Here is a 25,332-nt window from a genome sequence, read left to right on the forward strand (position 1 = left end):
CGCTTACACTCCGCCCGTCACGCGGATCACTTCTTCGAGCGATGTGAGCCCCGAGTCGAGCCAACGGTCGGCATCTTCGCGCAACGTGCGCATGCCTTGCGCGCGGCCCGCCGCGAGGATTTCCGCATCGGCGGCGTTGCGGTGAATCAGTGAGCGGATTGGCTCGTCGATGGTCAGCAGTTCATACACGCCGCGCCGTCCCGCATAACCCGAGTGACCGCACTTATCGCAGCCCACCGGATGCCAGTGCAGCCGGCCATCCGGATCGGGACGTTGTTCGCGGCACACGGGGCAGAGGCGCCGCACCAGCCGCTGTGCGAGCACACCCAGCAACGACGAAGCGAGCAGGTAAGGCTCGACGCCCATATCGGTCAAACGCGTGACGGCAGAAGCGGCGTCGTTGGTGTGCAGCGTCGCCAGCACGAGGTGGCCGGTCAGCGAGGCCTGCACCGCGATCTGCGCGGTTTCGAGGTCGCGGATTTCGCCGATCATGATGATGTCCGGGTCCTGCCGCAAAATGGACCGCAGCGCCCGCGCGAAGGTCATGCCGATGCGCTCGTTGACCTGCGTCTGGCCGATGCCGGACAGATCGTATTCGATCGGGTCTTCGACCGTCATGATGTTGGTCGTCGCGGTTTCGAGCCGCGACATCGACGCATACAACGTCGTGGTCTTGCCCGAACCGGTCGGGCCAGTGACGAGCACGATGCCGTGCGGGCGGCCAATCAGCTTGTCGAATTTGACGAGCGTGTCGGGCCCCATCCCGAGTGCTTCGAGATTCAGCCGCGTGGCGTCTTTCTCCAGCAGACGCAACACTGCGCGTTCGCCGTGACCGGTCGGCAAGGTGGAAACGCGCACGTCCACCGGCCGGCCGCCCACACGCAACGTGATACGGCCATCCTGTGGCAGACGCTTTTCGGCAATGTCGAGTTGCGCCATGATCTTGATCCGCGAGATCAGCGCGCCATGCAGCGCTTTCTTCGGGCGAACGACATCGCGCAACGTACCGTCCACGCGAAAGCGCACCACCGAAGCATTCTCGAACGGCTCGATGTGGATATCCGAAGCCTGTTCGCGCGCCGCCTGCGTCAACAGCGCGTTGATCATGCGGATGATCGGCGCGTCGTCCTCGGACTCGAGCAGATCTTCGACTTCCGGAATTTCCTGCATCAGGCGCGACAGATCGACTTCGCCCTCCACTTCACCGACCACCTGCGCCGCGCTGCCGTCCTGGCGCGCGTAGGCATGGTTGATCGCGAGCGCCAGTTCGTCAGCGGGCAGGCGTACGACCGTTAGCGCTCCGAAGTTACGCGCGACTTCAGCAAGCGCGGCGTCGCTGGTGCGTTCGCTGATCCAGACTTCCAGCCCCTCGGCATGCTGATGCGCGACGAGAATCTGGCCACTGCGCGCAAAGCCGTAGGGCACGAGACGCGCGGCGAGCGGCGAGGGCGCGCTGCGTTCCACATGCTCCGCGGCCACCGCCGATGGCACGGCCGTAGCGCCGGCGCGAGCGGCTGCCGACGACGCAGAACCCGACGGCGGCGTGAACGGCGTACTCACTGCTGCGCTCCTGTCGTGTTGGCCGGCGCGACGGTGACCGGGTTGGTCTGCACGGCAGCGCCGCTCGGCACGGGGTTGCTCTGGGCCGGACTACCGTTCGGCACCGGATTGGTTTGCACCGCGCCACCGTTGGTCACCGGCGCGGGCGCGCTGCCCTGCGGTGCCGCCTGCTGACGGCGCATGCGGTCGAGATCGAACAGGTTCATCGCGGGCGCGCCACCCTGACTCGGACCGATCGGCATAGGCGGCACCACCGGATCGTCGTTGTCCTTCATGATGTTGTTGTCCTGCTTGTACGCACCCTGCACGCCCTGGATGTAGTCGTAGCGATTCGCCGTCACCGCCTGCGCGGTGTTGTTATCGGCAATGATCACCGGGCGCAGGAACACCATCAGGTTCGTCTTGCTACGCGTCTTCTGCTCGGAGCGGAACAACTGGCCGATCCACGGAATATCGCCCAGCAGCGGCACCTTGCTGTTGCTGACCTGATAGTTGTCCTGCATCAGGCCGCCCAGCACGATGATCTCGCCGTTATCTGCGAGCACGGTGGACTGGATCGAGCGCTTGGTGAATTCCGGGCCGGCCGGATTGGTCGTCACGTTGGTCGTGCCGTTCACGATCGCCGAGTCTTCCGTGTAGAGCTGCAGCTTGAGAATGCCGCCGTCGGTGATCTGCGGCTTGATGTGCAGCGTCAGGCCCACGTCGACGCGGTCGTACGTATTGAAGGCCGCGCTCGTCGTGCCGCTCGTCAGGTTGGAGTACGAACCCGTCTGGATCGGCACGTTGGTACCGACCACGATCTTGGCTTCCTCGTTGTCGAGGGTGATGAGGTTAGGTGTGGACAGCACGTTCGCGTCGGCAGTCTGCGAGAGCGCCTGCAACAGTGCGCCGAGTCCCTGCACGCCGAAGATGTTGTGCACCCAGCCCACGTTCAAACCTTGCTGCAGGTTGGAACCCGCCAGCGCCGCGCCGAGACCGCCGGTCGTGCCGGCTGCCACCGCCGCCGTCGTCAGGTTGATGATGCTGTTGCCAGTGCCGGCTGCCAGATTGGTACCGGCCAGCACGGCATTCGTGCCGATCTGCCACTGGATGCCCAGATTGCCGGCCGTGTTCGAGTTCAACTCGACAATCAGCGCTTCGATATAGACCTGGGCTCGACGCGCGTCGAGCTGGTCGATCACGGCGCGCAGATTGCGATACACCGGCTCGGCCGCCGTGATGATCAGTGAGTTGGTCGCGGCGTCGGCCTGGATCATGCCGCCCGCCTGATTGTCGTCGCCCTTGCTCTTGTCGCCGCCGAGGAAATCGCTCGAATTGGAGTTGCCACTCGAACCGTAGCCGCCGCCTCCGCTGCTGCCGCCCAAGGGCGACGAGGTCGAACCGCTTCCCAGGCCACCCGATGGCAGCGGCGGCGTGCCGGACGTGCCGGCGGAGCCACCGCCGCCCGATGAACCGCCGTTCTGGTTAAACGAATTGGCCTCGTTCGAACCGGACGAAGACGATGAGCCCGAGTCGCCGCCTTTGCCGAGCATCCCGCGCAGGGTCTTGGCGAGCGTCGTCGCATCCGCATTGCGCAGCGGTACGACGTGGATATTGCCAGGCACCGCGGTGGGGCCGTCGAGTTGCTGCGCCAGCTGGACCGCGGAGGCGAGGCGCGCGCCGTTCGAGGCGCGCAGCAGCAGCGAATTCGTGCGTGGATCGGCGGTGACCGACACCTTCAGCGTCGCGTCGGTGGCGCCGATCGCGCCCGGATCGAGCATCTTCGTCATCTGCGGCGCGATGTCGAGTGCGTTGGCATTGCGCAGCGTCACCACCCGTACCTGCTGGCCGGCCGCCGTGTCGATACCGGCGATGATCTGCGCGATACGCCGTACGTTGTCGGCGTAGTCCGTGACGACAATCGTATTGTTCGCCGGATACGCGGCCACCGTGTTGTTCGGCGAGATCAGCGGACGCAGCACCGGCAGCACGTTATTGGCCGATTCGTTCCTCAGCTGAAACACCTGAGTGACCACCTGGTCGCCACGCGCCACCGGCGCATTGCCCACATAGGTGGGCACGCCCTGCAGCTTGGCGTCGGCTTCCGGCACGACCTTCAACACGCCGTGATCCTGCACCAGCGCAAAACCCTGCATCCGCAGCGCGGACTGCAAGGTCTTCAACGCCTGATCTTCAGGAACCGAGTTCTCGGACACCAGATTCAGCTGACCCTTCACGCGCGGGTCGACGATGATCGTCTTGCCGGTCGCGGCGCCAATCGCCTTGGCCACCTGATCGATGTCGGCGTTGACGAAATTGAGTGTCACCTGGGCCTGTGCAATCTGCGAGGTGATCAGACCAGCCACCAGCAGCGCCGTTGCGACGCGACGCAATGCCATACGATTTCTTCTCATGGAATGTGATGTCGATGCCGACCGCCGTGGCGACCGACTGTCAAGCGCAGCGAACATAGATGCGCACCGGCAGTGCCTGCGGCCTGCAGATGCCCGCATAGGTGGCGGCCACCCCGAGTGCCGTCCACCCTACGTCCGAAAAAAATGAACAGTAACAGTTTTTCATGTCCAATTTGTCACAAAACAACGGCTGCGGAGCGATTAGTCTAACCATAGCCCTCAGTTGTCAACCATCTGAAAGCTTGCTCAAGGACTCGGTTGCGTTCCCGGATACCCCGTGTTTTCGTGCGTCTGGCCCACGTTCGTGCCGGCTTTTGCCTCGGCGTACGCTCGCGATTTGTTCAGGCTAATGTGTCGGCTTATGTCTGTTAGCCAACTTTGACGATGAAACGTCTGCCGGTATGATACGGGCCGATAGCTCACATTGATGCGAGTTGCCCACGCGGGTTTTCCCCGATGTCCGACACAACCTTGGTGTTGGCGGGTTTGCGGCGCTTTGGTACGGCACGCTAGCGCCTTACCGCATCTTACCTTCGCTGTTATTTAGTCGTATTGACCGATGAATCGAACCCTCGTCGCCTTTTCCACGGTAATTGTCACGCTGCTCGCAGCGGGGCAGGCACACGCGGATTGTTTCGACGAGGCGGCGAAGTACCAGAAGGTCAATCCGCTGATCCTGCGGGCCATTGCATGGCAAGAGTCGCATAACCGTCCCGAGGCGCTGCACAAGAACGCCAACGGTTCGACCGACTATGGCCTGATGCAGATCAACTCGGTGCACTTGCCCGTGCTCGCGCAGTACGGCATTTCCACCAGCACGCTCATGGAGCCGTGCAAGAACGTCTATATTGCCGCCTGGCATTTGCGTCAGCAAATGAACAAGTACGGCAACACATGGCAGGCGGTCGGCGCGTACCACTCGGAAACGCCCACGCTGCGCGACCAGTACGCGCGGCAGATCGTGGCCATCCTGCAGAAGTGGAAGCTGTTGACCACCGCTTCCCGCTAGTCGGCCGCTTCGCCCGTAGATCCGGTTCCCACTCGTTCCCTGCATTGGCTGCGGCGCTCGCCGCCGGTTTTTGATGCACAATGCGGCTTCGTGCTGCCGTCTGCCGTGCGCCACATTGCACACCCGGCACGCCTCCTCAATTCCTTCCGTTTTCCGTACTGCGATGAACCAGCCGACACTGCCCGTCACCGTGCTCTCCGGTTTTCTGGGCGCCGGCAAGACCACGCTCCTGAACCATATCCTCGCGAATCGCGCCGGCCTGCGCGTTGCTGTGATCGTCAACGATCTGGCCGCCGTCAATATCGACGCGACCCTCGTGCGTGACGCCGCGGCGCTCTCGCATGTCGAGGAGCAGCTCGTCGAGATGACCAACGGCTGCATCTGCTGCACCTTGCGCGACGATCTGCTGAGCGAGATCAAGCGTCTGGCCGGCGAGGCGCGCTTCGATGCCATCCTGATCGAGTCTACCGGCATTGCGGAACCCATGCCGATTGCCGAGACCTTCACCTTTGTCGACGACGACGGCGTGTCGCTCTCCGATGTTGCCCGTCTTGACACGATGGTCACTGTGGTCGACGCGTTTAATTTCCTGCGCGATTACGGTTCCGCCGACGCGCTGTCGGAACGCGGCATTGCCGCGAACGAAGACGACGAGCGCACGCTGGTCGAATTGCTGATTGAGCAGATCGAGTTCTGCGACGTCCTCGTGGTGAACAAGGCGGATCTCGTCAGCGCGGAAGACCTCACGCGTTTGCAGCGAATTCTTGCGCGTATCAATCCGCGTGCCGTGCAGATAGTGAGCCGCTTTGGCGTCGTGCCGCTCGACGAAGTGCTCAACACTAACCGTTTCGATTTCGACGAAGCCGCAAGCGCGCCTGGCTGGCTCACATCGCTGCACGATCATCACGAGCATGAGCACGACCACGAACACAGCGGTCATGCACATCATGGCGAGGCCGACGAATTCGGCATTGGCAATTTCGTCTATCGCGCGCGCCGGCCGTTTCATCCGGAACGCCTGTGGGCGCTGCTACATGAAGAGTGGAAGGGCGTACTGCGCAGCAAGGGCTTTTTCTGGCTGGCTACGCGCAACGACATCGCGGGTTCGCTGTCGCAAGCGGGCGGCGCATGCCGTCACGGTCCGGCGGGGATGTGGTGGGCCGCTCAGGATCGCAGCGAATGGCCGGACGGTGACGATGAACTCGCGGCGGAGATTGCCGCCGACTGGTACGGCGCCGCGGACGACTTCAGCATCGGCGATCGACGTCAGGAACTGGTGATGATCGGCGTCAACATCGACGCCGAAGCATGGCGCGCAAAGTTCGACGCGTGTCTGTTGAATGACGACGAGTACGCGCTGGGACCTCACGCGTGGTCGCATCTGAATGACCCATTCCCGGCGTGGGACTTCGACGACGAACATGACCACGATCACGATCATGACCACGGCGACGGCGAGATCCTGCACGACCATCATCATTGACGATGACGCGTAACAACGCCACGGCGTACTAACTATTGTATTGAGCAGTGCCGGTGATCCGCACCGGCACTCGTCCCACGTTGCCGCACTGCTACGCGGCAAACGACGGGCGAAAAAAAACCCGCCTGTGGCGGGTGTCAACATCCAGGCAAATTGCGCTTAGCGCTTGTTGACAGCGTCCTTGAACGCCTTGCCAGCCGTGAACTTGACGGTCTTGGCTGCCGGGATCTTGATGGTCTCGCCGGTCTTCGGGTTGCGGCCCGTACGTGCTGCCCGCTTGCCCGAACCGAAGCTGCCAAATCCAATGAGTTGGACCGCATCACCCTTCGACACAGCTTTCTTGATCACTTCGAGCAGCGTATCCAGCGTCTCGCCGGTTTGAGCCTTGCTGGCGCCCGTCTGACCTGCGACGGCGTCGATCAGTTCCTGTTTGTTCATTAAGGTTCCTTTCTGGTTTAGGTTGACACGAACAGCGCGAACGCGCCGATTATACGTGCGCGGGCCGCGCCGTCGAGCAGCTCTGGCTCCGTAGTACCCCGGATAAAGCGTCAGGCAGCTCACTGCGTGACGGCCATGCTGCCGCTTTCATGGGCGGCGCTTGCTATGATAGCGCAGCGCAAACCCAATCTGGATAAGGGTTTCGCAGAAATCGCGGGGGTTGATGCGCGACCGCCACGAAAGCGCCATTTTTGTTATTTCTGGAATCGAAGCGGCACCCTAACCAGGGCTTTACATAAGCCTGGCGTTGGTTTTTGCCAACGCTCTACGCCTTGCCTGGCGTGCGGTTCAGCCGAATCGTGAGCTTGGCGTGACGCGCAGTGCGCTCCGCTCGAGCTGCTCCGGCGGTTAGTCATCGAGCGTTTGCAAGGTCACCGAGGCGCCATGTTGCGTTGCCTCAAGCAACTGCTTGGGAAGGCTAGCCGGCTCTATCCAAAGGTTTCCTTTAACTCGCATGACCGATCCGCTGATTCCTGCGACCCTGGCGTTTCGCGACAACGGCACGCCGTTCTCGCCGCGTCACGACGACATCTACCACAGCGCCGTTGGCGGTCTCGCCCAGGCTCAATACGTGTTTTTGCAAGGCAACGGACTGCCCGAGCGATGGCAAAACCGGCGCCTTTTCACCGTACTGGAAACGGGCTTCGGCATGGGCATCAACTTTCTGATGACCTGGGCCGCATGGCGCGCCGACCCGGCGCGTTGCGAGCGTCTGCATTTCGTTTCGACGGAAAAACACCCTTTTTCAAGGGTCGATCTGCTCGCTGCGTATGCTGCGGTCGTATCCGATGAATCGATCAGCGCACTCGCTCAGTCACTCGCCGATGCCTGGCCCATGCTCGTACCAGGCACGCATCGGCTCGAATTCGAGGGCGGCCGGGTGACGTTGACGCTCGCCTTCGGTGACGTCACGCAGACACTTCCCACTCTTTGGCTAAGAGCCGATGCGTTCTATCTGGATGGTTTTGCGCCTGCCAGGAATCCGGAGATGTGGTCGCCGGCGATCTTTAAATCGCTCGCACGCCTGGCCGGCGAGGGCGCGACATTCGCTACCTACACGAGCGCTGGCGATGTCAAACGCGCGCTGACCCAGAACGGCTTCGAATTTCGCAAGGTGGAGGGATTTGGCTGGAAGCGCGCCATGCTGTGCGGATACTTCGCGCCGCGCTGGCGCGTGCGACGGCATGAGCCTCCCGCACCATTGGCCGTACAGGAACGCCATGCGGTGGTGATCGGCGCGGGACTCGCGGGCTGCGCGTTGATCGAGCGGCTGGCAGCGCGCGGCTGGCGCGTGACGTCGCTGGAAAAGCATGCAGCCGTCGCGCAGGAGGCCTCAGGTAATCCCGCCGGCGTATTTCACCCGATGCTTTCGCGCGACGACAGCGTCGCATCGCGCATCACACGTGCGGGCTTTTTATACGCGCTGCAACGATGGGATGCGCTCGCCCGCAGCGGCCACCGTCTCACGCGTGGCGCGGGTGGTCTGCTGCAACTCGCCGATAACGAAGACGAAGCGCACCTGATGGCCGAGGCATTGGCGAAGTTCGGCTATCCGTCGGACTACGTCACGTCAGTTGAAAAAGCGCAGGCCGAACGGCTTGCCGGGCTAACGCTTGCGCAGAGCGGATGGTTCTTTCCGCACGGCGGCTGGATCGAACCGGCATCGCTTTGCGCCGCACAAATCGCAGCGGCGGGTGAGACTGTGGAGCGGCGCTTCGGTGTCGAAGTGGCAAAGGTTGAGCGTGCAGGCGACGAATGGAACGTGCTCGATGCCGATGGCGCGACGATTGTCCGCGCGCCGGTTGTGATCTTCGCCAACGCACATCAGGCCGCTCGCATCGCCAATCTCGAGTTCGCGCCGACGCGCAGCGTACGCGGTCAACTCACTTTGTTGCCAACCGGCAGCGTGCCTTCGTTAGGTATGCCTGTGATCGGCGAAGGCTACGCCGTACCGCTTCCCGATGGCGTCACGCTGACAGGTGCGACCTATGACCTCGACGACCCGGAGCCGTCACTCCAGGTCGCCGGACACCTGGAAAACCTCGAACGCATCACGCGCATGCTGCCTACGTTGGCAAATGCATTTGACACGCAGCACGCACAAGCACTCGCAGGACGCGTCGCGTTTCGCTGCGTGACGAGCGACCGCCTGCCGATGATCGGCGCTCTCGCCGATGAAGCTGCCGCCGTCTGCGATGCCGACAGGTTGCGTGGCGCATGGCCGCTCGATCTGCCACGCGCGCCGGGTCTTTATGGAGCCTTCGCGTATGGCTCGCGTGGCCTCGTCTGGGCAAACCTTGGCGCGGAGCTGATCGCCGCGCAGATCGAGGGCGAGCCTTGGCCCATCGAACGCGACCTTGCTGAAGATCTCGACCCCGCCCGCTTTCTGCTACGCGCATTGCGGCAAGGCACCGTGCGCTAGACGCAAAGAAGTTATCCACTCGTATCTGTGGATAACCGGTTTGCTTGCAGGTGCAATGGATGTGGACGGCATGTGGACGTAAACGGGGTAACTTCGCGGCGGTCGAAAACCGCAAAAAGTTACGCAAGGAAACGAGTCGTCCCCGCACATGCTGTGCAGCGGGTTACGCGCTCGGCAAGCTGCTGATTCAGTTAGGTAAACCGAGGTTATCCACAGAAATGAGGCGGACTTGTTAACTGCTACTACGTATACATACAGGTAAACATATAAACAGAAAGGCCAGCGGGCAACGGGGTTCATCAATCCAGCAAAAGAACCCTCTAGCCTGTTGAAGAAGACCGATGACGCATGCATATAGATTCTCTGTCTTAGTGGGAGATAGCGTCCTTACGTCCAGGATTGCAGTACGGCAAACCGGTCGGTTTTTCTCCTAAAGCCCGCAATCGAGCCCGCTTTTTACCGCTTACGGCAGGGCTTCGAGCGTATTCAGTTCCGCCCGAAAACCTATGGCACAATCGCCGTTCTTCTCGCGTCCAGGTTCCTCGTGAACGACGGACGCACAAAGGAACGGTTCTGTTCGATCTGACTCTGATTCAGGGCGATAACGTTCTTTCATCGCGCGGGATCCGTACAGACGCAGCTCACGCCGCGCCTGCACAACCGAATTCACCGCTTGCGAGTTCGCGGATCCGGCGCGTTCAGATTTCACCCGATCGATGACATTTCGCAATGCTGGTCGGCGCAGAGCAAACCGGGCAATGAAGAGATTGCGCGTTTGCACGCTCGCGGGTCTTATCCCCGAGTCCGTGCTGCTGGTCGTTGCTGAAAGCAATCATCTTGCTTGGAACCGGAGCAGGCGCGAAGGCGCGCTCCGGTCGACAAAGGAGACAGCACCACGATGAAGTCGGCGTTTTCGTTTTTCCCCGGCTGGCCACTTTCGCCCGATGCCATTTTTTGGGCAGGGCTCGCATTGCTCGCTGCAGGTTTATGCGGCGAACTTTGCTACCGCGCATGGCGTCTGCCGCGCATTTCCGGTTATGCGGTAATCGGCCTCGTGGCCGGCGCGGCCGGTTTTGGCGTGATCGACACCACTTCGGCCACGGCCGCGCGGCCTTTGATGGACGTCGCGCTCGGCCTCTTGCTGTTCGAACTCGGCAGCCGGCTCGATTTGCGCTGGATGGGCCGCAACCCCTGGCTGATCCTGTCGAGTATCGCTGAATCCACATTGACGTTCGTGCTGATCCTGCCCGTGCTGTTATTCCTGCACGTACCGCTGATCGTTGCGCTGGTGGTCGCCGCGATTGCGATGGCCACGTCGCCCGCAATGGTGATCCAGTTGAAAACGGAGTTGCGCGCGGAAGGCCAGGTCACGCAGCGTCTCATGAGCCTGACTGCACTCAACAGCATGTATGCGGTAGTGATAGAAAAGCTCGTCTCGAGCTGGATTCATCAGGAAGCCTACGGTAATGTTTTTGCCACGATTCTGCAGCCGCTGTATCTGCTGATCGGCTCGCTGATTCTCGCGTTCGTACTCGCCCGCACCTGCATCTTTTTCTATCGCCGCATGAACATGCAGGACGAGCATTCGTTCGTCGCACTGTTCGGTCTCGTGCTGCTGGCCATCGCCGTGGCGCACCTGTTCAAGCTCTCGACCATTCTCAGCCTGCTGGTGGCGGGCATCATCGTCAAGAACCTCGAAGCCCGTCCGCAATTGTGGCCGCAGCATTTCGGCACGGCGGGCTGGTTGCTGACGGTGATCCTGTTCGTGCTGACGCTGACGTCGTTTGAATGGAAAGACATCGCCATTGGCGGACTGGCCGCACTGGGTCTGATCGTTGCGCGTCTGGTGGGCAAGCTGGTCGGTGTGCTGGCTTTTGCCAAACCGAGCGGCTTGAACTGGAAGCAGGGTGTCGCGCTGGGTCTGTCGTTATCGCCCATGTCGGCGCTCGCCTATCTGCTCGTCGACGACACGTACTCGCTCTACCCGACCTTCGACCCGGCTTTGCGCGCCATCACCATGTGCGCGATCGTGGTGTTGCAGATCGTCGGGCCGTGGCTGGTGTATCGCAGTCTCGCGTGGGTCGGCGAACGCCGCGAATGAAAAGGACTATTGCGCGAGGTGCATGCATCGCGCGTAATCGATGTTTGAAAACGGCTGGGCCGGCGCGCTCCGCCCAGCCGACTTGAATCAGGAAACGTTATGTCACTGGAACGCTTCGTCGATTCGAAACCGTTCACCTTCGGTATCGAACTCGAGATGCAGATCGTCAACACACATGACTATGATCTGACCAAAGCTGCGTCCGATCTGCTGCGACTCATCAAGGATGAACCCATCCCCGGCAACATCACGCCGGAAATCACCGAGAGCATGATCGAGCTCTCAACCGGCATTTGCACGTCACACGAGCAGGCGCTGGCTGACTTGCGCAAGATTCGCGACACGCTGGTGGCCGCGGCCGATCGTCTCAACGTCGGACTCTGCGGTGGTGGTACACACGCCTTCCAGCAATGGAGCGACCGGCAGATCGTCGATACGCCGCGCTTTCAGTATCTGTCCGAGTTGTATGGCTACCTTGCCAAGCAGTTCACCGTGTTCGGACAACACGTGCATATCGGCTGTCCCGATGCCGACAGTGCTCTGTATCTGCTCCATTCGATGTCGCGCTTCATTCCGCATTTCATCGCGCTTTCGGCTTCGTCGCCGTTCGTGCAGGGTGTGGATACGGGTTTTCATTCCGCCCGGCTCAATTCTGTTTTCGCCTTTCCGTTGTCGGGACGCGCGCCGTTCGTCCTGACGTGGGACAGCTTCGAAGAATATTTTTCGAAGATGGTTCACACGGGTGTCGTGAACAGCATGAAAGACTTTTACTGGGACATCCGTCCGAAGCCGGGCTTCGGCACCATCGAAGTTCGTGTGATGGATACGCCGCTTTCCGTCGATCGTGCCGCGGCGATTGCCTGCTACATCCAGACTCTCGCGCGTCATCTGCTGCTCGACAAGCCGTTGCAACCAAAGGAAGACGACTACCTGGTCTACACCTTCAACCGCTTCGAAGCATGCCGCTTTGGCCTCGCCGGCACCTGCATCGATCCGCAGACGGGCGAGCGCAAGACGATTTCCGAGGACATCATCGAAACGCTCGAGCGCATTGCCCCCCACGCCGACGCGCTCGGTTCAGGCAAGGCGCTGGCCGAAGTGGCGTCGATCGCACGCGGTCAGGTCAACGACGCCACCTGGGTGCGTACCGTGTTCGAACATGAGAAATCGTTGCACGAGGCCGTACGGCAGCAGTGTCTGCAATGGCGCGCGTAGCGAAGAAGGCTTGCAAGCGTTGTCGGAAGCCCGCAGAACTGAGGTTGTGCGGGTTTTTTTTTGTGTTGGAAAATCCAGATCGGGCTTCCTTAGATGTTTCCAATATTTACGTATACAAACGTAATAGTAGTTAACAAGCCTTGCATTAGCCTGTGGACAACTGAATAATTTGCTGCAAACTCAAAGCCCTGCCAAAAGGATAAGTGGTGGGGTGGCGGGTGCATCGCGGCGGGAAAGTGCGGACAACCAGGTGGGCGAAATGGCGGCAGGCTGGCTTATCAAGAATCGATGCACAGGCCGCTAGAAGTGTTTTCCTATGGTTATCCACAGGGAGCGTTGGATAAGTTAGCTGTACGATTCTCTCGTCTCGCATAGAATGTCGGTTTTGCAGCTCCGATGCCGTAGCCTCACCTGCCAGTTTCATGACAGGTACGAAGTTGGAGTAAGCAAAAAAATGTTGTGGGGCATGCAAAATCTGGGTGCCCTTGGCAGTACATTTTCGAGATAGTAGATTCAGTCCGTCCTTGAAGGGACGAGACTGCCCCCATACAGGCTGCCGGCGTGTTTGGCACCCGACGGCCAGCTACGCAGCGGCAAGCTGTCATTAACGAACGAAAGATTATGAGCGAAGGCGTATACGGAGAGCAGGCAACCGGGCGAGTCACCCACAGCCTATTGCGACTGAGCACGGCCATGCGAAGCCAGGCATGGGAGTGGGCGGAAGGCGCGGGTCTCACGCCCACCCAGGGCGAAATCCTCGTGCTGCTGATGCAACGCAAGGGCCCGATGCGTTTGGGCGAGATCGCACGTGAAACGGCTTTGACCGCCGCTACCACGAGCGATGCGGTGAGCACGCTCGAAAGCAAGGGGCTCGTCGAAAAGCGCCGCGCGCTCGACGACGGCCGCGCGCTGGCAGTGCGTCTGACGACCAAGGGCCGCACGGCCGCCAAGCGCGCTGCGCAATGGCCGGACTTCCTGGCTAAGGCCGTCGGCACGCTGAAGGACGACGAGCAAGCCGTGTTTTATCGCACGCTGCTGAAGACGGTTCGCCAGCTCGAAACGCAGGACGATATCCCGCCGCACCGCATGTGTCTGACGTGCACGCACTTCGAACCGAGCAAGAATCCGAAGAAGACGCCGCATTACTGCAAGCTGCTCGACCTGAAAATGTCGGACACGGCAGTGCGTCTCGATTGCTCGGTGCACGAAACCGCTGACGTCGCGACCCAAAAGAAAATCTGGAAGATCTACGCTGCGTAACGCGAGGCTCCAGAGTTCGCTACACTGCCAGCTCATTGCCGAGCCGGCCTGGGCAGCCGCTTCATGCGGCCTGCCGGGCCGGTGTTGCGCCGTCTGGAGGCGTGTTTTTGACCATTGATGCTGGGGTCTGCTGATGAATCACGAAGTTCTGGCCATTCGCCATGTGCACTTCGAGGATCTAGGCAGTCTCGAACTGGTGGCGGGTACACGTGGCTTGCCGGTGCGCTATCTGGACGTCGGTTTCGCCCGTATCGAGGCGCCGGATCCGCTTGCGGCGTCGCTGATGGTGGTGCTGGGTGGACCGATCAGCGCCAGCGACGATGAGCACTATCCGACGCTGATGCCGCTGTTGTCGATGATCGAAAAGCGCATCGCAGCCGGCCTGCCCACCCTCGGCATCTGCCTTGGCGCCCAACTGATTGCGCGCGCCCTCGGTGCGCGGGTCTATCCCGCCGGCCATACCGAACTCGGCTGGACCCCTCTTACCTTGACGGATGCCGGCCGGGCGTCACCGCTGCGTCATCTGGACGGCAGCCTTACCTCCATGCTGCACTGGCATGGCGATACCTTCGATCTACCTGTCGGTGCGACGCGGCTCGCTTCCACACCGGCTTGCGAAAACCAGGCGTTTGCGTGGGGCGATCACGTGCTCGGTCTGCAATGCCACCCGGAAATTCGCGCTGATCGCTTCGAACCCTGGTTGATCGGCAATGCCGGCGAAATTGCCGGTCACGGTATCGACGTGCGCGAGTTGCGCGCTGACACGGCCCGCCTGGCACCGTGTCTGGAAGAGGCGGCGCAGCGGATGTTCGGCGAATGGCTGGATCAGGTCGAACAGGTTGGCAAGAAGCCGTAATTGCTGCCGGCATTGCTGCCCGCATTGCTCTAGGCGCCGAAGCGGCAAACAGTACGCAGTGCCAGGTGCCTGCCTCCCACCGTGCTGACACAAGTCCTGCAGCGAATCGAACGCAGTGCTATTCTCGTCTGCTCTCCGTCTATCCAGGACGTAATCCATGAGCGCGCTTTTCTCCCCGCTCACGCTGCGTAGCGTGACGCTTGCCAACCGTATAGTCGTCTCCCCCATGTGCCAGTATTCCGCCGAACGCGGCGAGGCGACGGCGTGGCACATGATCCATCTGGGCACAATGGCGCTGTCCGGCGCCGGCATGCTGTGCATCGAGGCCACGGCCATCGAACCCGATGGTCGCATCACCCCCGGCTGTCTCGGCCTTTGGGACGACGTCACGGAAGCGGCGCTTGTGCCCGTGCTGGCAGCCATCCGTCAATATTCGTCCATTCCGGTGACCATGCAACTCAATCACGCCGGTCGCAAGGCGTCGAGCCAGGTGCCGTGGGACGGTGGCCAGTTGATTCGCGTGGCGGATGGCGGCTGGTTGGCGCATGCGCCGTCGGCACTGCCGCACAAGGAGGGTGAGGAACCGCCGCTCGCACTCGACACCGCTGGCCTCAACCGCATCCGCGAGGCCTTTGCTGCTTCGGCACGGCGCGCGGCGCGTCTTGGCATCGACGGGCTGGAAGTGCATGCGGCGCATGGCTATCTGCTGCATCAGTTTCTTTCGCCCATCGCGAATCAGCGTACTGACGAATACGGCGGCTCGCTCGAAAACCGCATGCGGTTCCCGCTGGAAATCTTCGACATCGTGCGCGCGAACTTCCCCGCCGACAAACCGGTTGGCGTACGCGTCTCGGCAACGGACTGGGTGGACGGCGGCTGGACGCTCGAAGACACGATCGCGTTCGCGCAGGAACTCAAGAAGCGTGGCAGCGACTGGATCGACGTGTCGTCAGGCGGCGTTTCGCCGCTGCAGAAGATTCCGCTCGAGCCTGGCTATCAGGTGCCGTTCGCACACGCTGTCAAAAAGGCAACCGGTCTCACGACGATTGCGGTGGGCCTGATCACGGACCCGCTGCACGCCGAGCAACTCATCGAAGAGGGCGACGCCGATCTGATCGCCTTGGCGCGTGGCTTGCTGTACAACCCACGCTGGCCCTGGCATGCCGCCGCGCAACTCGGCGCGACCGTCGAAGCGCCGCCGCAGTACTGGCGCTCGCAACCGCGCGATCAAAAGGCTTTGTTCGGCGACATCTCGTTCGGCCAGCGTTGAACGGTCAATGTGGTCTGCAACGCGGTCAGCACTGCAATCAACACCGTGCAGTCAATACCGCAATGACTTTTTGACGGTTGAACGAAGCCATATCAAGCGTGTACGATGCCGGATGTGACGCACCTGCGTTGCAAGTCGACGCGGCGCCCGCAAGGCGCCGCGTTTGTTATTCGCGCCAGAAAACTGGCAGGCGTCGTCAACCGCTCGTGCTGGCGATCGTTGCGATGTTCACCCCTCGCTCTTCAGAAGGATTCATTCAATGAGTTCACGCAGGATCGTCGTGCGCCGTTCGGGAGTGCATGGCAAAGGCGTGTTTGCTGTCGAACCGATTGCGGCCGGTGAGCGCCTGATTGAATACAAGGGCGAACGGATTTCGTGGAAGGAAGCCCTGCGGCGTCATCCGCATAATCCGAAAGAACCGAATCACACGTTCTATTTCGCGCTCGATGGCGGCGGCGTGATCGACGGCAAGGTAGACGGCAACAGCGCGCGCTGGATCAACCATTCGTGCGCGCCGAACTGCGAAGCCGAAGAGATCGACGGTCACGTGTATGTGCATGCGTTGCGCGATATCGCCGCCGACGAAGAACTGTTTTATGACTATGGTCTCGTGATCGACGCACGTCAGACCAAGAAGCTGCAAAAGGAATACGAGTGCCGCTGCGGCGCACGTAAATGCCGCGGCACGATGCTGGCGCCGCCGGAGAAAGCGGGCAAAGGCAAGAAAAGCAAAAAGAAGAAATGAGGTGAGGGCTGCACGGACGCAGCCCTGTGAAACGCCATTAACGAGGCGTTAATTCTGCGGAATCAAAGATCGATCGGCGCCTGGTGCGCCGATTTTTTTGGCGCGCGCCGCGCGTCGATTGCGCGTGGCGTAGCAGCGGTGATGAGCGGAATGCGGACGATGAAGCGTGCGCCCCCATCCGGCGCGTCTTCGTAATGCACACTGCCGCGATGCAAGACCATGATGTCGTGGACGATGGCGAGACCGAGACCCGCGCCACCGTCGACGCCGCTGTCGGCCTGACCGTCACCGCGGAAAAAGCGCTTGAAGAGGTCGGCCTGCTGCGCGAGTGGTACACCGGGGCCGTTGTCTTCCACGATGATCTCGGCCGTCGGCGCGTCGTCGATCACGCTTTGCGACACCGTGACCGTGATACGCCCACCGTCGAAGCGCGACGGCGGCACGTACTTCAGCGCGTTGTCGAGTAGATTGGCGATCACCTCATGCAGCAGCACCGGGTTGCCACGTGCGGTCAATGGACGATCGTTCTCGGGGTCGTCCAGACGCTGAAAGCCGAGGTCCACGTGCACGGCCAAAGCCCGCGGCACCCACTCGGCGCCGGTTTCGAAGGCAAGCGCGGCCATGTCCACGTTGACGAAGCGCGCGGCCTGCTCGCCAGGCTCGGCGCGTGCCAGCGACAACAACTGGTTCGACAACCGCACCGCACGATCCGCCGCGGCGCGCAGTTCGCGCACGGCGGCGAGCGTGACTTGCGGATCGCGCGCAGTGGCTGCCTGCTCCGCGTGCAGCTTCACCGCAGTCAACGGCGTGCGAAGTTGATGGGCGGCGTCAGCGATGAATTTGCGCTGCGCGTCGAGCGCGCTTTTCAGGCGGTCGAGCAGGGCGTTCAACGCACCTGTGAGTGGCCGGATTTCGACCGGCACGAAGGTTTCGTCAACCGGTTCGAGCGAGGTGTGGGTTTGCCGGTTCAGCGAATCGGCGAGATCCGTGAGCGGATTGAGCTGCTGATTGACCACCCGCCACACGATCACCCATCCCGCGAGCAGCAGGAGCAGCAGCGGCATCATGATGGCCACCAGAAACTCCGCGGCAATCTGGAAGCGATGCTGCACCGGCTGACCCACTTCGACCACGATCGGATTGCCCGTTGGCTGGTCCACGCGTACCTGAGCGACGCGCACGGCCACGCCGTTGTGCTGCGTCTCGAACACGTACGCGTAGTGCATCAGACGCACGCTTTTGCCTTGTAGCGGCAGGTTCGGGTCGCCGGCGATTTCCGTATCGCCATTGCTTATCCGGTAGACGAGTTTTTCAACCGGATCGGAGAACATGGCCTGTGCCAGCGGCGGAACGTCGACCTTGGCATTCGGACCCGCAATCTGGATCTGCTTCGAAATGGCGGTGGCGAGATCGGCGAGCGAACGGTCCACGACGTGCTGCGTGTATTGCCACGCGAGCCAGTACGCGATCAGCCCACTCATCAGAGCGAGCAGTGAAAGGGGAGCAGCGAGGCGCCGCAGCAGCGTGCGGCGCAGGCTATTCGCGGCCGGGTGGGGCATGGTCGAACGCGCGAGAAAAGGAGGGGCGGCAAGCACTCACCGCAAAAGCCACCCGGCGCCGGCAAGGCGCGCGTTGCTGCCACGAAGGCATTGAACGTGTGATGCCGGCTCGGGCGCCGTCAGGTTGCTGGGCGCGGCAGCTAGCGAGCGGGCGCGGCCCCAACCTTCATGGCCATTATGCGGCCTGACGGATTTCCTGCAACAGGTAGCCGAAGCCACGCACCGTGACGATTTCGACACGGCAGTTTTCGAGCTTTTTGCGCACCCGGTGCACGTACACCTCGATCGCCGTATCGCCGAGGTCGCCGCCGAAGTGCGTCAGATGATCCTGCAGTTGCGCCTTGCTGACCACACGGCCGTGGCGCAGCAACAGCATTTCGAGCACGGCGAATTCACGCGGTGACAGTTCGAGCGGCTTGTCGTCGTTGAAGATACGACGGTCGACGCCCGACAGACGCACGCCGCCCAAGGACACTTCCGGACGCGGCATGTCGCCATGCGGTCCGCTGCGGCGCATCACGGCGCGAATACGCGCTTCGAGTTCAGCCGGTTCGAACGGTTTGAGCATGTAGTCGTCGGCGCCGGAATTCAGCCCCTGGACACGGTCGTTCAGCTCGTCGCGCGCGGTCAGCACGATCACCGGCGTGTGCCGGTTGCTCTGACGAAAACGCGAGAGCAGCGTCATGCCGTCGATGCCGGGCAAGCCCAGATCGAGGATCACGAGTTCGTGGCGATTTTGCGTGAGGGCCTGTTCGGCGAAAATGCCGTCGTGGACCATGTCGACCGTGAAGCCGGCTTGTTCGAGACTGCTTTGGATGCCGCGCGCGATAGGGCGGTCATCTTCGATCAGAAGGAGTCGCATGGGTTTCGCTCAAGTACAATGGGTTTAGGCTTTGGCACGCGGTTCGCCAGGGCGCCTGCTGCACAGGATGCCGGGCGGCACCACCTTGCCTGCGGCCATCCGGCGATCACGCACATCATGTCCGATATAACCATCCACGAACTCGAAGACGCGATCAACTTCTGGCGCGCCCGCTCACCTTCGAGCGGCGACGAACTTGTTCTGTGCAAGGAGGCAAGCGCGCTCTCCAAGCCGTATGCGCTGCTGATTGTACAGCGTCAGACCTCGCTATCACCGGAAGCTTTGGACGGGATTGCGCGGCAAGCGTGGGATTCTTACGTTCGCCTTAAGAATGCCCTGTAGAAGTGAAGGATTGAGCGCAAATTGGGTTGCAACGGGCTTTCAGCGAACTTTTGGTAACGCGTTGTTGCCCTGATGCTTGCCCTCTTTCATCCGGTTTCTTCGCTGCCGCGTGAGTGTTGCATTGCGCCGTTCGACGCTCCCGCCGTTCGCAACTAGCCCTGCATCTAGCCCTGCTCGGCGCCTTTCGCGGCTTCGTCGATAAAGCGGGCCAGGGCAATATCGCGCTCGGTGATACCGCCTGCTTCATGCGTCGACAAGGTGATCTCCACTTTGCTGTAGACGTTGAACCATTCCGGGTGATGATCCATTTCCTGCGCCTTGATGGCCACGCGCGTCATGAATCCAAAGGCCTCGTTGAAATCGGCAAACTTCAGATGCCGCTGGATCGCGTCGCGTCCGGACGCGGCAACCCAGCCGTCGAGTTGCGCAAGTTGCGTGGCACGCTCTTCCGAAGTGAGTTTATGAATCATCGAATTCCTCGCTGAGTGGTGTGCGTGAATGGGCCGCCTTGCTGATGATGCTCGCGTGCAAGGACGGCGCCGCGCGCGGTCCGGGCCTCGCTTTTGGCGGGCAGGGTACGCTACGCATCAGGCTATTTTTCCACGGATCGGAATGGGCCGCTTTGGGCCTTGGCCCTTTTCAGCACGGATTGGACTTCGCTGCGTGTGCGGCGCACGCAAACCTCAGACGAGAGGCGGCAGTCAGGGCGTCAATGCTGACGTGTGTGCAATAATTTTGCATAAAGTAGTTAATTTATGCGGAGATTCGCCATGCTGGAACTCGATCACTTCGATCTCGCGCTGCTGGACGTCCTACAGCGCTTCGGGCGCGCCACGCATCAGCAACTGGGCGAACAGGTGCCGTTGTCGCCGTCGCAGATTGGGCGACGGTTGCAGCGTCTCGAGCAGATCGGGGTGGTGGATGGGTATCGTGTGGTGCTGCGTCCCGAGAAGCTAGGCCTAGGCGTGACCGCTTTTACCAGCCTGAAACTCAAGCATCACGGCGACTCGATCGTGGAGCAGTTCCAGCAGCAGATCGACATGCTGCCCGAAGTGCTGGAATGTCATGCCGTGGTGGGGGATGCGGATTACCTGCTGCGCATCGTTGCGCCGGATCTGAATGCGCTGTCGTCGTTCGTGATGAAAAAGCTGATGCGGGTGCCCGGTGTGGACAGCGTGCGTTCGAACATCGTGTTGACCACGTTCAAACGCAACGGACCGCTGCCGCTCGGGCATCTCGCATCGGGCGCGGCCGCTGATTGATGCCGCTGGTTGGTGCCGTAACGTGGGCGGCCGCATTTCATAAGGCCAACGTGACCCGCGCGATAGCCGCAAGCACGTCGGCCGCGTCATTTACGCCGTCTGCAACGGCTCGGCATCGGGGCTCAGCAGGTCCACATACGCCACCGCGACCAGATCCGTTTCCGGCACGCCGAGCTTGGCGAACATCTCATGGGCCTCGGCGTGACCGCCTTCTTCGTCGTCGTCCTGCGCCAATACCACTTCCAGTTCAACGAAATCACCCAGCCCGTCCACCCGGTCGAGGTGGATGCGCGTGCGTCCGGTGATATACACGTGCCGCTCTTTCGTGACGATGCCGCGCGTGGTCAGGGCGGTCGCGAGCAGCGAGTGCATGGCTTCCGGGTTGGTGACGGGGCTACGCGTGTAGTAGGACGCCTTCGGGCCGTCGCGATCGTCGCGCTGATAGAAGATCAGCTCAGCGGGCGTGCCGTCGTCGAACTGGCGCAGCTTCAGACGCCCGCGCGGCACGTCGTAGAAGAAATCCTGCTGACGAAAGATGAGCGGAGCCTCGGGCGAAAGTTCGGCAGCGCGTTCGAGAAGCTGATCGAAGTGCCGGGCGCGAGCTTTGATTTCGATGTTGCGTGCCATGTCAGGTTCCTGTCGAGAGATAGATAGAGCGGCGGCCGCAGATAGGGCGTGATGCGGGTTGAGGCACACCGGGAAGAACAAACCAGGATCAAACGCAAGCGAAGGCGGGGCGCGGGGAATCGAGAGCGCGCGCAAACCCTGAATCTAGCAAAAAGCGCGTGACGTTGCTGTTAAGCCGTGCGCAGTGGGTTCGCGGGAACCCACGAGCATGTCATGAGTGTGCCTCATATCGCCCATTGTTGTTCGATGAGCTTGAGCGCGGCGGCGATGGTGGGGTCGTCCTGGCGGGCGGCGAGCGTGACGAAGCTCAACTGCGTAGGCACCGTGACGCCTTCGACGATGGTGAGGGCATGCGCGTGGGCCTCGGCGATGGCGATGGCATCGCGGGCGAGCGTCAAGCCCACACCCGATTTCACCAGATCCAGCATGGACGGCTCCTGATCCACCTCAGCCACTTTCACTGGCTTCACGCCGGCTTCGGCGAAGCAGCGTGACAGCAGCCGGTTATGCGCCGAGGCGGGTGGCGTCCAGATCCACGGCAGCGCAGCGAGCGAGCGCCAGTCGCGCGCACCTTTGACGCGGTCTTTCCAGCCGGCCGGCGCGAGGACGCGATACTGGAAACGGGTCAGCGTGACCGCGTGGAAGGTGGCGCTATCACGGGCGTCGTGCTCGGCGGGTTGGCCGATGTAGTAGCCCACGTCGAGCTCACCGGCGCGGATCTGGTCGAGCACCCAACCTGACATGCCATGCCGCAGCGCGGTTTCGATGTGTGGCCAGGTTTCGACCAGTTGCTTGAGAAAGCCGCCCAGGCGCAGAAATTCCGGATCGAGGATGGTGCCGATGCGCAGCCTGCCGCGGACTTCGTGACGCAGCGAGGCGGCCGCGCGCTGGACATCGCTGGCGGCACCGAGGGCACGCTCAGCGTGAGGGAGGAGCGCCTGACCGTCGCGAGTCAGGGCCAGGCCGTGCGAGGTTCGTGTGAACAGCGTGAGGCCAAGCGTTTCCTGCAGATGTTTGATTTGCAGGCTGACGGCGGGTTGAGTGAGGTGCAGTTGCACTGCAGCACGGGTCAGGTTGCCCTCGTGGGCGACAGTGACGAATGCTCGTAGCAGGGTTAGATCCATGATGTGATATTAGCGTGGCTTATTTCTTCGTTTTGGTTTTTTCATTGGATTGTGGTTGGGGTTTGGGGTTATTTTTGGTTTTCTTGTTTTTGGCGGTTTTTGGTTTCTTGGGCTTTTTTGGTTTCTTTGCCTTTCCTTGTTTTCTTATCGGTCTATTTGCGTTGCCCCTGTGCGGGGCGGCACCTACTTTTCTTTGCCGCCGCAAAGAAAAGTAGGCAAAAGAAAGCGGGCTTAAACCGCCAGCTCGTAGGTGTCCGCCTCGCCGCTCACGCGGCATTGGTCCGAGACGAGTTCGTCTCCCACTTACCCAGCGTTAGTGGCACAGCAGTCATTCATCCCGTCAACGCACGATGTGCGTGACGGAGCGGTCTGCCAGGGAGTGGTAAAAGATTTGTGTGGGATGGTCTTGGGAGAGAACGGTTTGTTAGCAAGCAGTGCAGACGAATGCGAGAAGGGAGCAGAACTCACGCAACGGGGCCGGAAATCTAGCAATGAAGATTGACGAAGGGTGTTATGCCTTTCGGCGGGGCGCGAAGCGCGACGCTGGAGCGGATGATGGCTTTGTCACGGGAGTGGGTGGTGCGAGAGAGGATCTCGTCTCGGACCCATGCCGCGAGAGTGGCGAGGGAGACACCTAAAAGCTGGCGGTGTGAGCCGCTTTCTTTTGCCTACTTTTCTTTGCGGCAGGCAAAGAAAAGTAGGTGCTGCCCCGCACAGGGGCAACGCAAATAGACCAATAACAAAACAAGGAAAGGCCAAGAAAAAAGCAAGGAAAGGCCAAAGAGAATGCAAGGAAAGGCCAAACCGAAAAGCGAACCAGAAAAGCAGCCGCAGGCAAAGAGCAAAGATCAGAACGGAGACAAAACCATGCATCCACGCAGTGAACCAAACCCAACTCCAGAATACGACTACATCATAGTAGGCGCAGGCACAGCCGGCTGTGTCTTGGCAAACCGTCTTAGCGAAGACAAAAACACCTCAGTACTACTACTGGAAGCCGGCGGCAAGGATGACTACCACTGGATCCACGTACCGGTAGGCTACTTGTATTGCATCGGCAATCCCCGCACAGACTGGCTCTACAAAACCCAGGCAGAACCCGGCCTGAACGGCCGCTCTCTCTCATATCCACGCGGCCGTGTACTCGGCGGCAGCTCCTCTATCAATGGCATGATCTACATGCGTGGTCAGCGCGAAGACTACGATGAATGGGCCCGTGTCACCAACGACCCCGCATGGTCATGGAACAACGTCCTGCCCATCTTCAAACGCAGCGAGGATTACTACGGCGGCGCCAACGAATCGCACGGTTCAGGCGGCCCCTGGCGTGTGGAGAAACAACGCCTCAAATGGAAGATCCTCGAAACGTTCTCGCAAGCCGCGCAGCAAACCGGCATCCCCGCCACGGATGACTTCAATCGCGGTGACAACAGCGGTGTCGGCTACTTCGACGTCAACCAGAAACGCGGCATCCGCTGGAACGCGTCCAAGGCTTTCCTGCGCCCTGCGCTCGATCGCGCGAACCTCACCGTCCTGACAGGCGCGCTCACGCAGCGCCTCGTGTTCGAGGGGCGCCGCTGCGTCGGGGTCGCCTATCGCGGCAACGACGTGGACTACGTGGCCAAGGCCCGCTGTGAAGTCATCCTGTGTGCGGGCGCGGTCAACTCGCCACAATTGCTCGAACTGTCCGGCATTGGCAACGGCGCGCGTCTGCAAAAGCTCGGCATCGAGGTCGTGCAGGATCTGCGTGGCGTGGGTGAGAACCTCCAGGACCATCTGCAATTGCGAATGGCTTACAAGGTGAATGGTGTACGCACGCTCAACACGGCTTCCGCGCACTGGTGGGGCAAGCTGATGATCGGTCTGCAGTACGCACTGTTCCAGAGCGGCCCGATGTCGATGGCGCCATCGCAACTGGGGGCGTTCGCGAAGTCCGATCCAGATGACCGCTCCCTCACGCGGCCCGACCTCGAGTATCACGTTCAGCCGCTCTCGCTCGACAAGTTCGGCGAACCGCTGCATCGCTTCAATGCGTTCACCGCGTCGGTGTGTCATCTACGTCCGGCTTCCCGGGGCAGTGTGCATATCGTTTCGCCCGAGGCGAGCGCGCCGCCGCAGATTGCGCCCAACTATCTCTCGACGGATTACGACCGTCACGTTGCCGCCAACGCGCTGCGTCTGACACGGCGTATCGCTGCCGCGCCCGCGCTGGCACCCTATGGACCCCAAGAGATCTTGCCAGGCATCGAGTTCCAGACCGAGGAAGAGTTGCAGCAAGCCGCAGGCAAGGTCGGGACGACGATCTTTCATCCGGTCGGCACGTGCCGCATGGGCACTGCGGACGATCCCGCCGCCGTGGTCGATCAGCGTCTGCGTGTAGTCGGGATCGAAGGTTTGCGTGTGGTCGATGCGTCCGTCATGCCCAACATCACCTCGGGCAACACCAACTCGCCGACGCTCATGATTGCTGAGCGTGCCAGCGACATGATCCGCGAGGATCGTCGCGCGCGTTCAGGCGGTCTCAATGCGGCTACACCCACCACGACCAGCGCGGCGTCAGTGACTATTGCGTGACGTGCAAGGCTGATGCGCGTCCCGGCGGCGAGACGTGCATCGGATACTAAGTGCAAATCCCAATGAATGCGCTGCATCATTGGCGAGACAATGAGGCGATGCTGCGTGATGCATGGTGGATACCTGTCCGCATGATTGCGCCACGCCAACGACAGGCACGGGGGTGCCGT

Annotated in this window: 22 protein-coding genes; 13 read left to right on the top strand and 9 right to left on the bottom strand. The window is 61.4% G+C overall.

Annotated elements, in window-relative coordinates:
* Nucleotides 1–3: 3 nt before the first annotated feature.
* Together gspE and gspD are read right to left on the bottom strand one after the other, a co-directional pair.
* Nucleotides 4–1,560 (bottom strand): type II secretion system ATPase GspE, encoded by a 1,557-nt coding sequence (gspE, locus tag D0B32_RS14875; RefSeq protein ID WP_117334706.1) that lies wholly within the window; start codon nt 1,558–1,560, stop codon nt 4–6.
* Complete coding sequence (gene gspD, locus D0B32_RS14880; protein ID WP_117334707.1) at nt 1,557–3,938, bottom strand: type II secretion system secretin GspD; 2,382 nt, start codon at nt 3,936–3,938, stop codon at nt 1,557–1,559. The genes gspE and gspD overlap by 4 nt, the downstream gene beginning before the upstream one ends.
* Before the next feature lie 574 nt (nt 3,939–4,512).
* Here gspD and D0B32_RS14885 point away from each other — a divergent pair.
* Together D0B32_RS14885 and D0B32_RS14890 are read left to right on the top strand one after the other, a co-directional pair.
* Nucleotides 4,513–4,962, top strand: a complete 450-nt coding sequence (locus D0B32_RS14885) for a lytic transglycosylase domain-containing protein (RefSeq protein ID WP_117334708.1) — start codon at nt 4,513–4,515, stop codon at nt 4,960–4,962.
* A 163-nt stretch (nt 4,963–5,125) separates the two neighbouring features.
* A complete protein-coding gene (locus D0B32_RS14890; RefSeq protein ID WP_117334709.1) occupies nt 5,126–6,445 on the top strand; it encodes a GTP-binding protein in 1,320 nt (439 codons plus the stop codon).
* A gap of 159 nt (nt 6,446–6,604) precedes the next feature.
* Here D0B32_RS14890 and D0B32_RS14895 read toward each other — a convergent pair whose 3' ends face one another.
* Nucleotides 6,605–6,883, bottom strand: a complete 279-nt coding sequence (locus D0B32_RS14895; protein WP_074262967.1) for an HU family DNA-binding protein — start codon at nt 6,881–6,883, stop codon at nt 6,605–6,607.
* A 514-nt stretch (nt 6,884–7,397) separates the two neighbouring features.
* Between D0B32_RS14895 and mnmC the strand changes: the two genes are divergently transcribed.
* On the top strand, nt 7,398–9,365 hold the full coding sequence (gene mnmC, locus D0B32_RS14900; RefSeq protein WP_117334710.1) for a bifunctional tRNA (5-methylaminomethyl-2-thiouridine)(34)-methyltransferase MnmD/FAD-dependent 5-carboxymethylaminomethyl-2-thiouridine(34) oxidoreductase MnmC: 1,968 nt from the start codon (nt 7,398–7,400) through the stop codon (nt 9,363–9,365).
* A gap of 463 nt (nt 9,366–9,828) precedes the next feature.
* On the opposite strand, the gene D0B32_RS32280 is transcribed toward mnmC, so the two are convergent.
* The gene (locus tag D0B32_RS32280) at nt 9,829–10,146 is read right to left on the bottom strand and encodes a hypothetical protein (RefSeq protein ID WP_147329529.1); all 318 of its coding nucleotides are present in this window, start codon (nt 10,144–10,146) and stop codon (nt 9,829–9,831) included.
* Nucleotides 10,147–10,263: 117 nt separating this feature from the next.
* Here D0B32_RS32280 and D0B32_RS14905 point away from each other — a divergent pair, with 117 nt between their 5' ends.
* From D0B32_RS14905 to D0B32_RS14930, 6 genes are all read left to right on the top strand, one after another.
* The gene (locus tag D0B32_RS14905; protein WP_117334711.1) at nt 10,264–11,466 is read left to right on the top strand and encodes a cation:proton antiporter; all 1,203 of its coding nucleotides are present in this window, start codon (nt 10,264–10,266) and stop codon (nt 11,464–11,466) included.
* Nucleotides 11,467–11,565: 99 nt separating this feature from the next.
* Nucleotides 11,566–12,681 carry a YbdK family carboxylate-amine ligase gene (locus tag D0B32_RS14910; RefSeq protein WP_117334712.1) on the top strand — a complete coding sequence of 372 codons (1,116 nt, stop codon included), beginning with the start codon at nt 11,566–11,568 and terminating at the stop codon, nt 12,679–12,681.
* Nucleotides 12,682–13,302: 621 nt separating this feature from the next.
* A complete protein-coding gene (locus tag D0B32_RS14915; protein ID WP_117334713.1) occupies nt 13,303–13,941 on the top strand; it encodes a MarR family winged helix-turn-helix transcriptional regulator in 639 nt (212 codons plus the stop codon).
* 133 nt (nt 13,942–14,074) lie between these two features.
* A complete protein-coding gene (locus tag D0B32_RS14920; protein ID WP_117334714.1) occupies nt 14,075–14,797 on the top strand; it encodes a glutamine amidotransferase in 723 nt (240 codons plus the stop codon).
* 157 nt (nt 14,798–14,954) lie between these two features.
* A complete protein-coding gene (locus D0B32_RS14925; RefSeq protein ID WP_117334715.1) occupies nt 14,955–16,067 on the top strand; it encodes an NADH:flavin oxidoreductase/NADH oxidase in 1,113 nt (370 codons plus the stop codon).
* A gap of 259 nt (nt 16,068–16,326) precedes the next feature.
* The gene (locus D0B32_RS14930; RefSeq protein ID WP_117334716.1) at nt 16,327–16,812 is read left to right on the top strand and encodes an SET domain-containing protein; all 486 of its coding nucleotides are present in this window, start codon (nt 16,327–16,329) and stop codon (nt 16,810–16,812) included.
* A gap of 62 nt (nt 16,813–16,874) precedes the next feature.
* Here the strand turns inward: D0B32_RS14930 and D0B32_RS14935 are convergent, their stop codons facing one another.
* Together D0B32_RS14935 and D0B32_RS14940 are read right to left on the bottom strand one after the other, a co-directional pair.
* Nucleotides 16,875–18,371, bottom strand: coding sequence for a sensor histidine kinase (locus tag D0B32_RS14935; RefSeq protein ID WP_117334717.1), 1,497 nt, complete (start codon nt 18,369–18,371; stop codon nt 16,875–16,877).
* Nucleotides 18,372–18,546: 175 nt separating this feature from the next.
* On the bottom strand, nt 18,547–19,233 hold the full coding sequence (locus D0B32_RS14940) for a response regulator transcription factor (RefSeq protein WP_074262960.1): 687 nt from the start codon (nt 19,231–19,233) through the stop codon (nt 18,547–18,549).
* A 117-nt stretch (nt 19,234–19,350) separates the two neighbouring features.
* Here D0B32_RS14940 and D0B32_RS14945 point away from each other — a divergent pair, with 117 nt between their 5' ends.
* Nucleotides 19,351–19,575 (top strand): DUF3717 domain-containing protein, encoded by a 225-nt coding sequence (locus tag D0B32_RS14945; protein ID WP_117334884.1) that lies wholly within the window; start codon nt 19,351–19,353, stop codon nt 19,573–19,575.
* A gap of 164 nt (nt 19,576–19,739) precedes the next feature.
* Here the strand turns inward: D0B32_RS14945 and D0B32_RS14950 are convergent, their stop codons facing one another.
* The gene (locus D0B32_RS14950; protein WP_259295017.1) at nt 19,740–20,075 is read right to left on the bottom strand and encodes a 4a-hydroxytetrahydrobiopterin dehydratase; all 336 of its coding nucleotides are present in this window, start codon (nt 20,073–20,075) and stop codon (nt 19,740–19,742) included.
* 270 nt (nt 20,076–20,345) lie between these two features.
* On the opposite strand from D0B32_RS14950, the gene D0B32_RS14960 reads away from it, so the two are divergent.
* Entirely contained in the window at nt 20,346–20,837 is a 492-nt protein-coding gene (locus D0B32_RS14960) for an Lrp/AsnC family transcriptional regulator (protein WP_117334720.1), read from the top strand.
* 90 nt (nt 20,838–20,927) lie between these two features.
* On the opposite strand, the gene D0B32_RS14965 is transcribed toward D0B32_RS14960, so the two are convergent.
* Both D0B32_RS14965 and D0B32_RS14970 read right to left on the bottom strand, forming a co-directional pair.
* Nucleotides 20,928–21,464 carry a class IV adenylate cyclase gene (locus tag D0B32_RS14965; protein ID WP_117334721.1) on the bottom strand — a complete coding sequence of 179 codons (537 nt, stop codon included), beginning with the start codon at nt 21,462–21,464 and terminating at the stop codon, nt 20,928–20,930.
* A gap of 224 nt (nt 21,465–21,688) precedes the next feature.
* Nucleotides 21,689–22,588 (bottom strand): LysR family transcriptional regulator, encoded by a 900-nt coding sequence (locus D0B32_RS14970; RefSeq protein ID WP_117334722.1) that lies wholly within the window; start codon nt 22,586–22,588, stop codon nt 21,689–21,691.
* A gap of 14 nt (nt 22,589–22,602) precedes the next feature.
* On the opposite strand from D0B32_RS14970, the gene D0B32_RS32285 reads away from it, so the two are divergent.
* Both D0B32_RS32285 and D0B32_RS14975 read left to right on the top strand, forming a co-directional pair.
* Nucleotides 22,603–22,803 (top strand): hypothetical protein, encoded by a 201-nt coding sequence (locus D0B32_RS32285; protein ID WP_147329530.1) that lies wholly within the window; start codon nt 22,603–22,605, stop codon nt 22,801–22,803.
* Nucleotides 22,804–23,455: 652 nt separating this feature from the next.
* Nucleotides 23,456–25,162 (top strand): GMC family oxidoreductase, encoded by a 1,707-nt coding sequence (locus D0B32_RS14975; protein ID WP_117334885.1) that lies wholly within the window; start codon nt 23,456–23,458, stop codon nt 25,160–25,162.
* Nucleotides 25,163–25,332: the final 170 nt, after the last annotated feature.

It is taken from the genome of Paraburkholderia sp. DHOC27, from assembly GCF_003429005.1.
Taxonomy (GTDB): Bacteria; Pseudomonadota; Gammaproteobacteria; order Burkholderiales; family Burkholderiaceae; genus Paraburkholderia.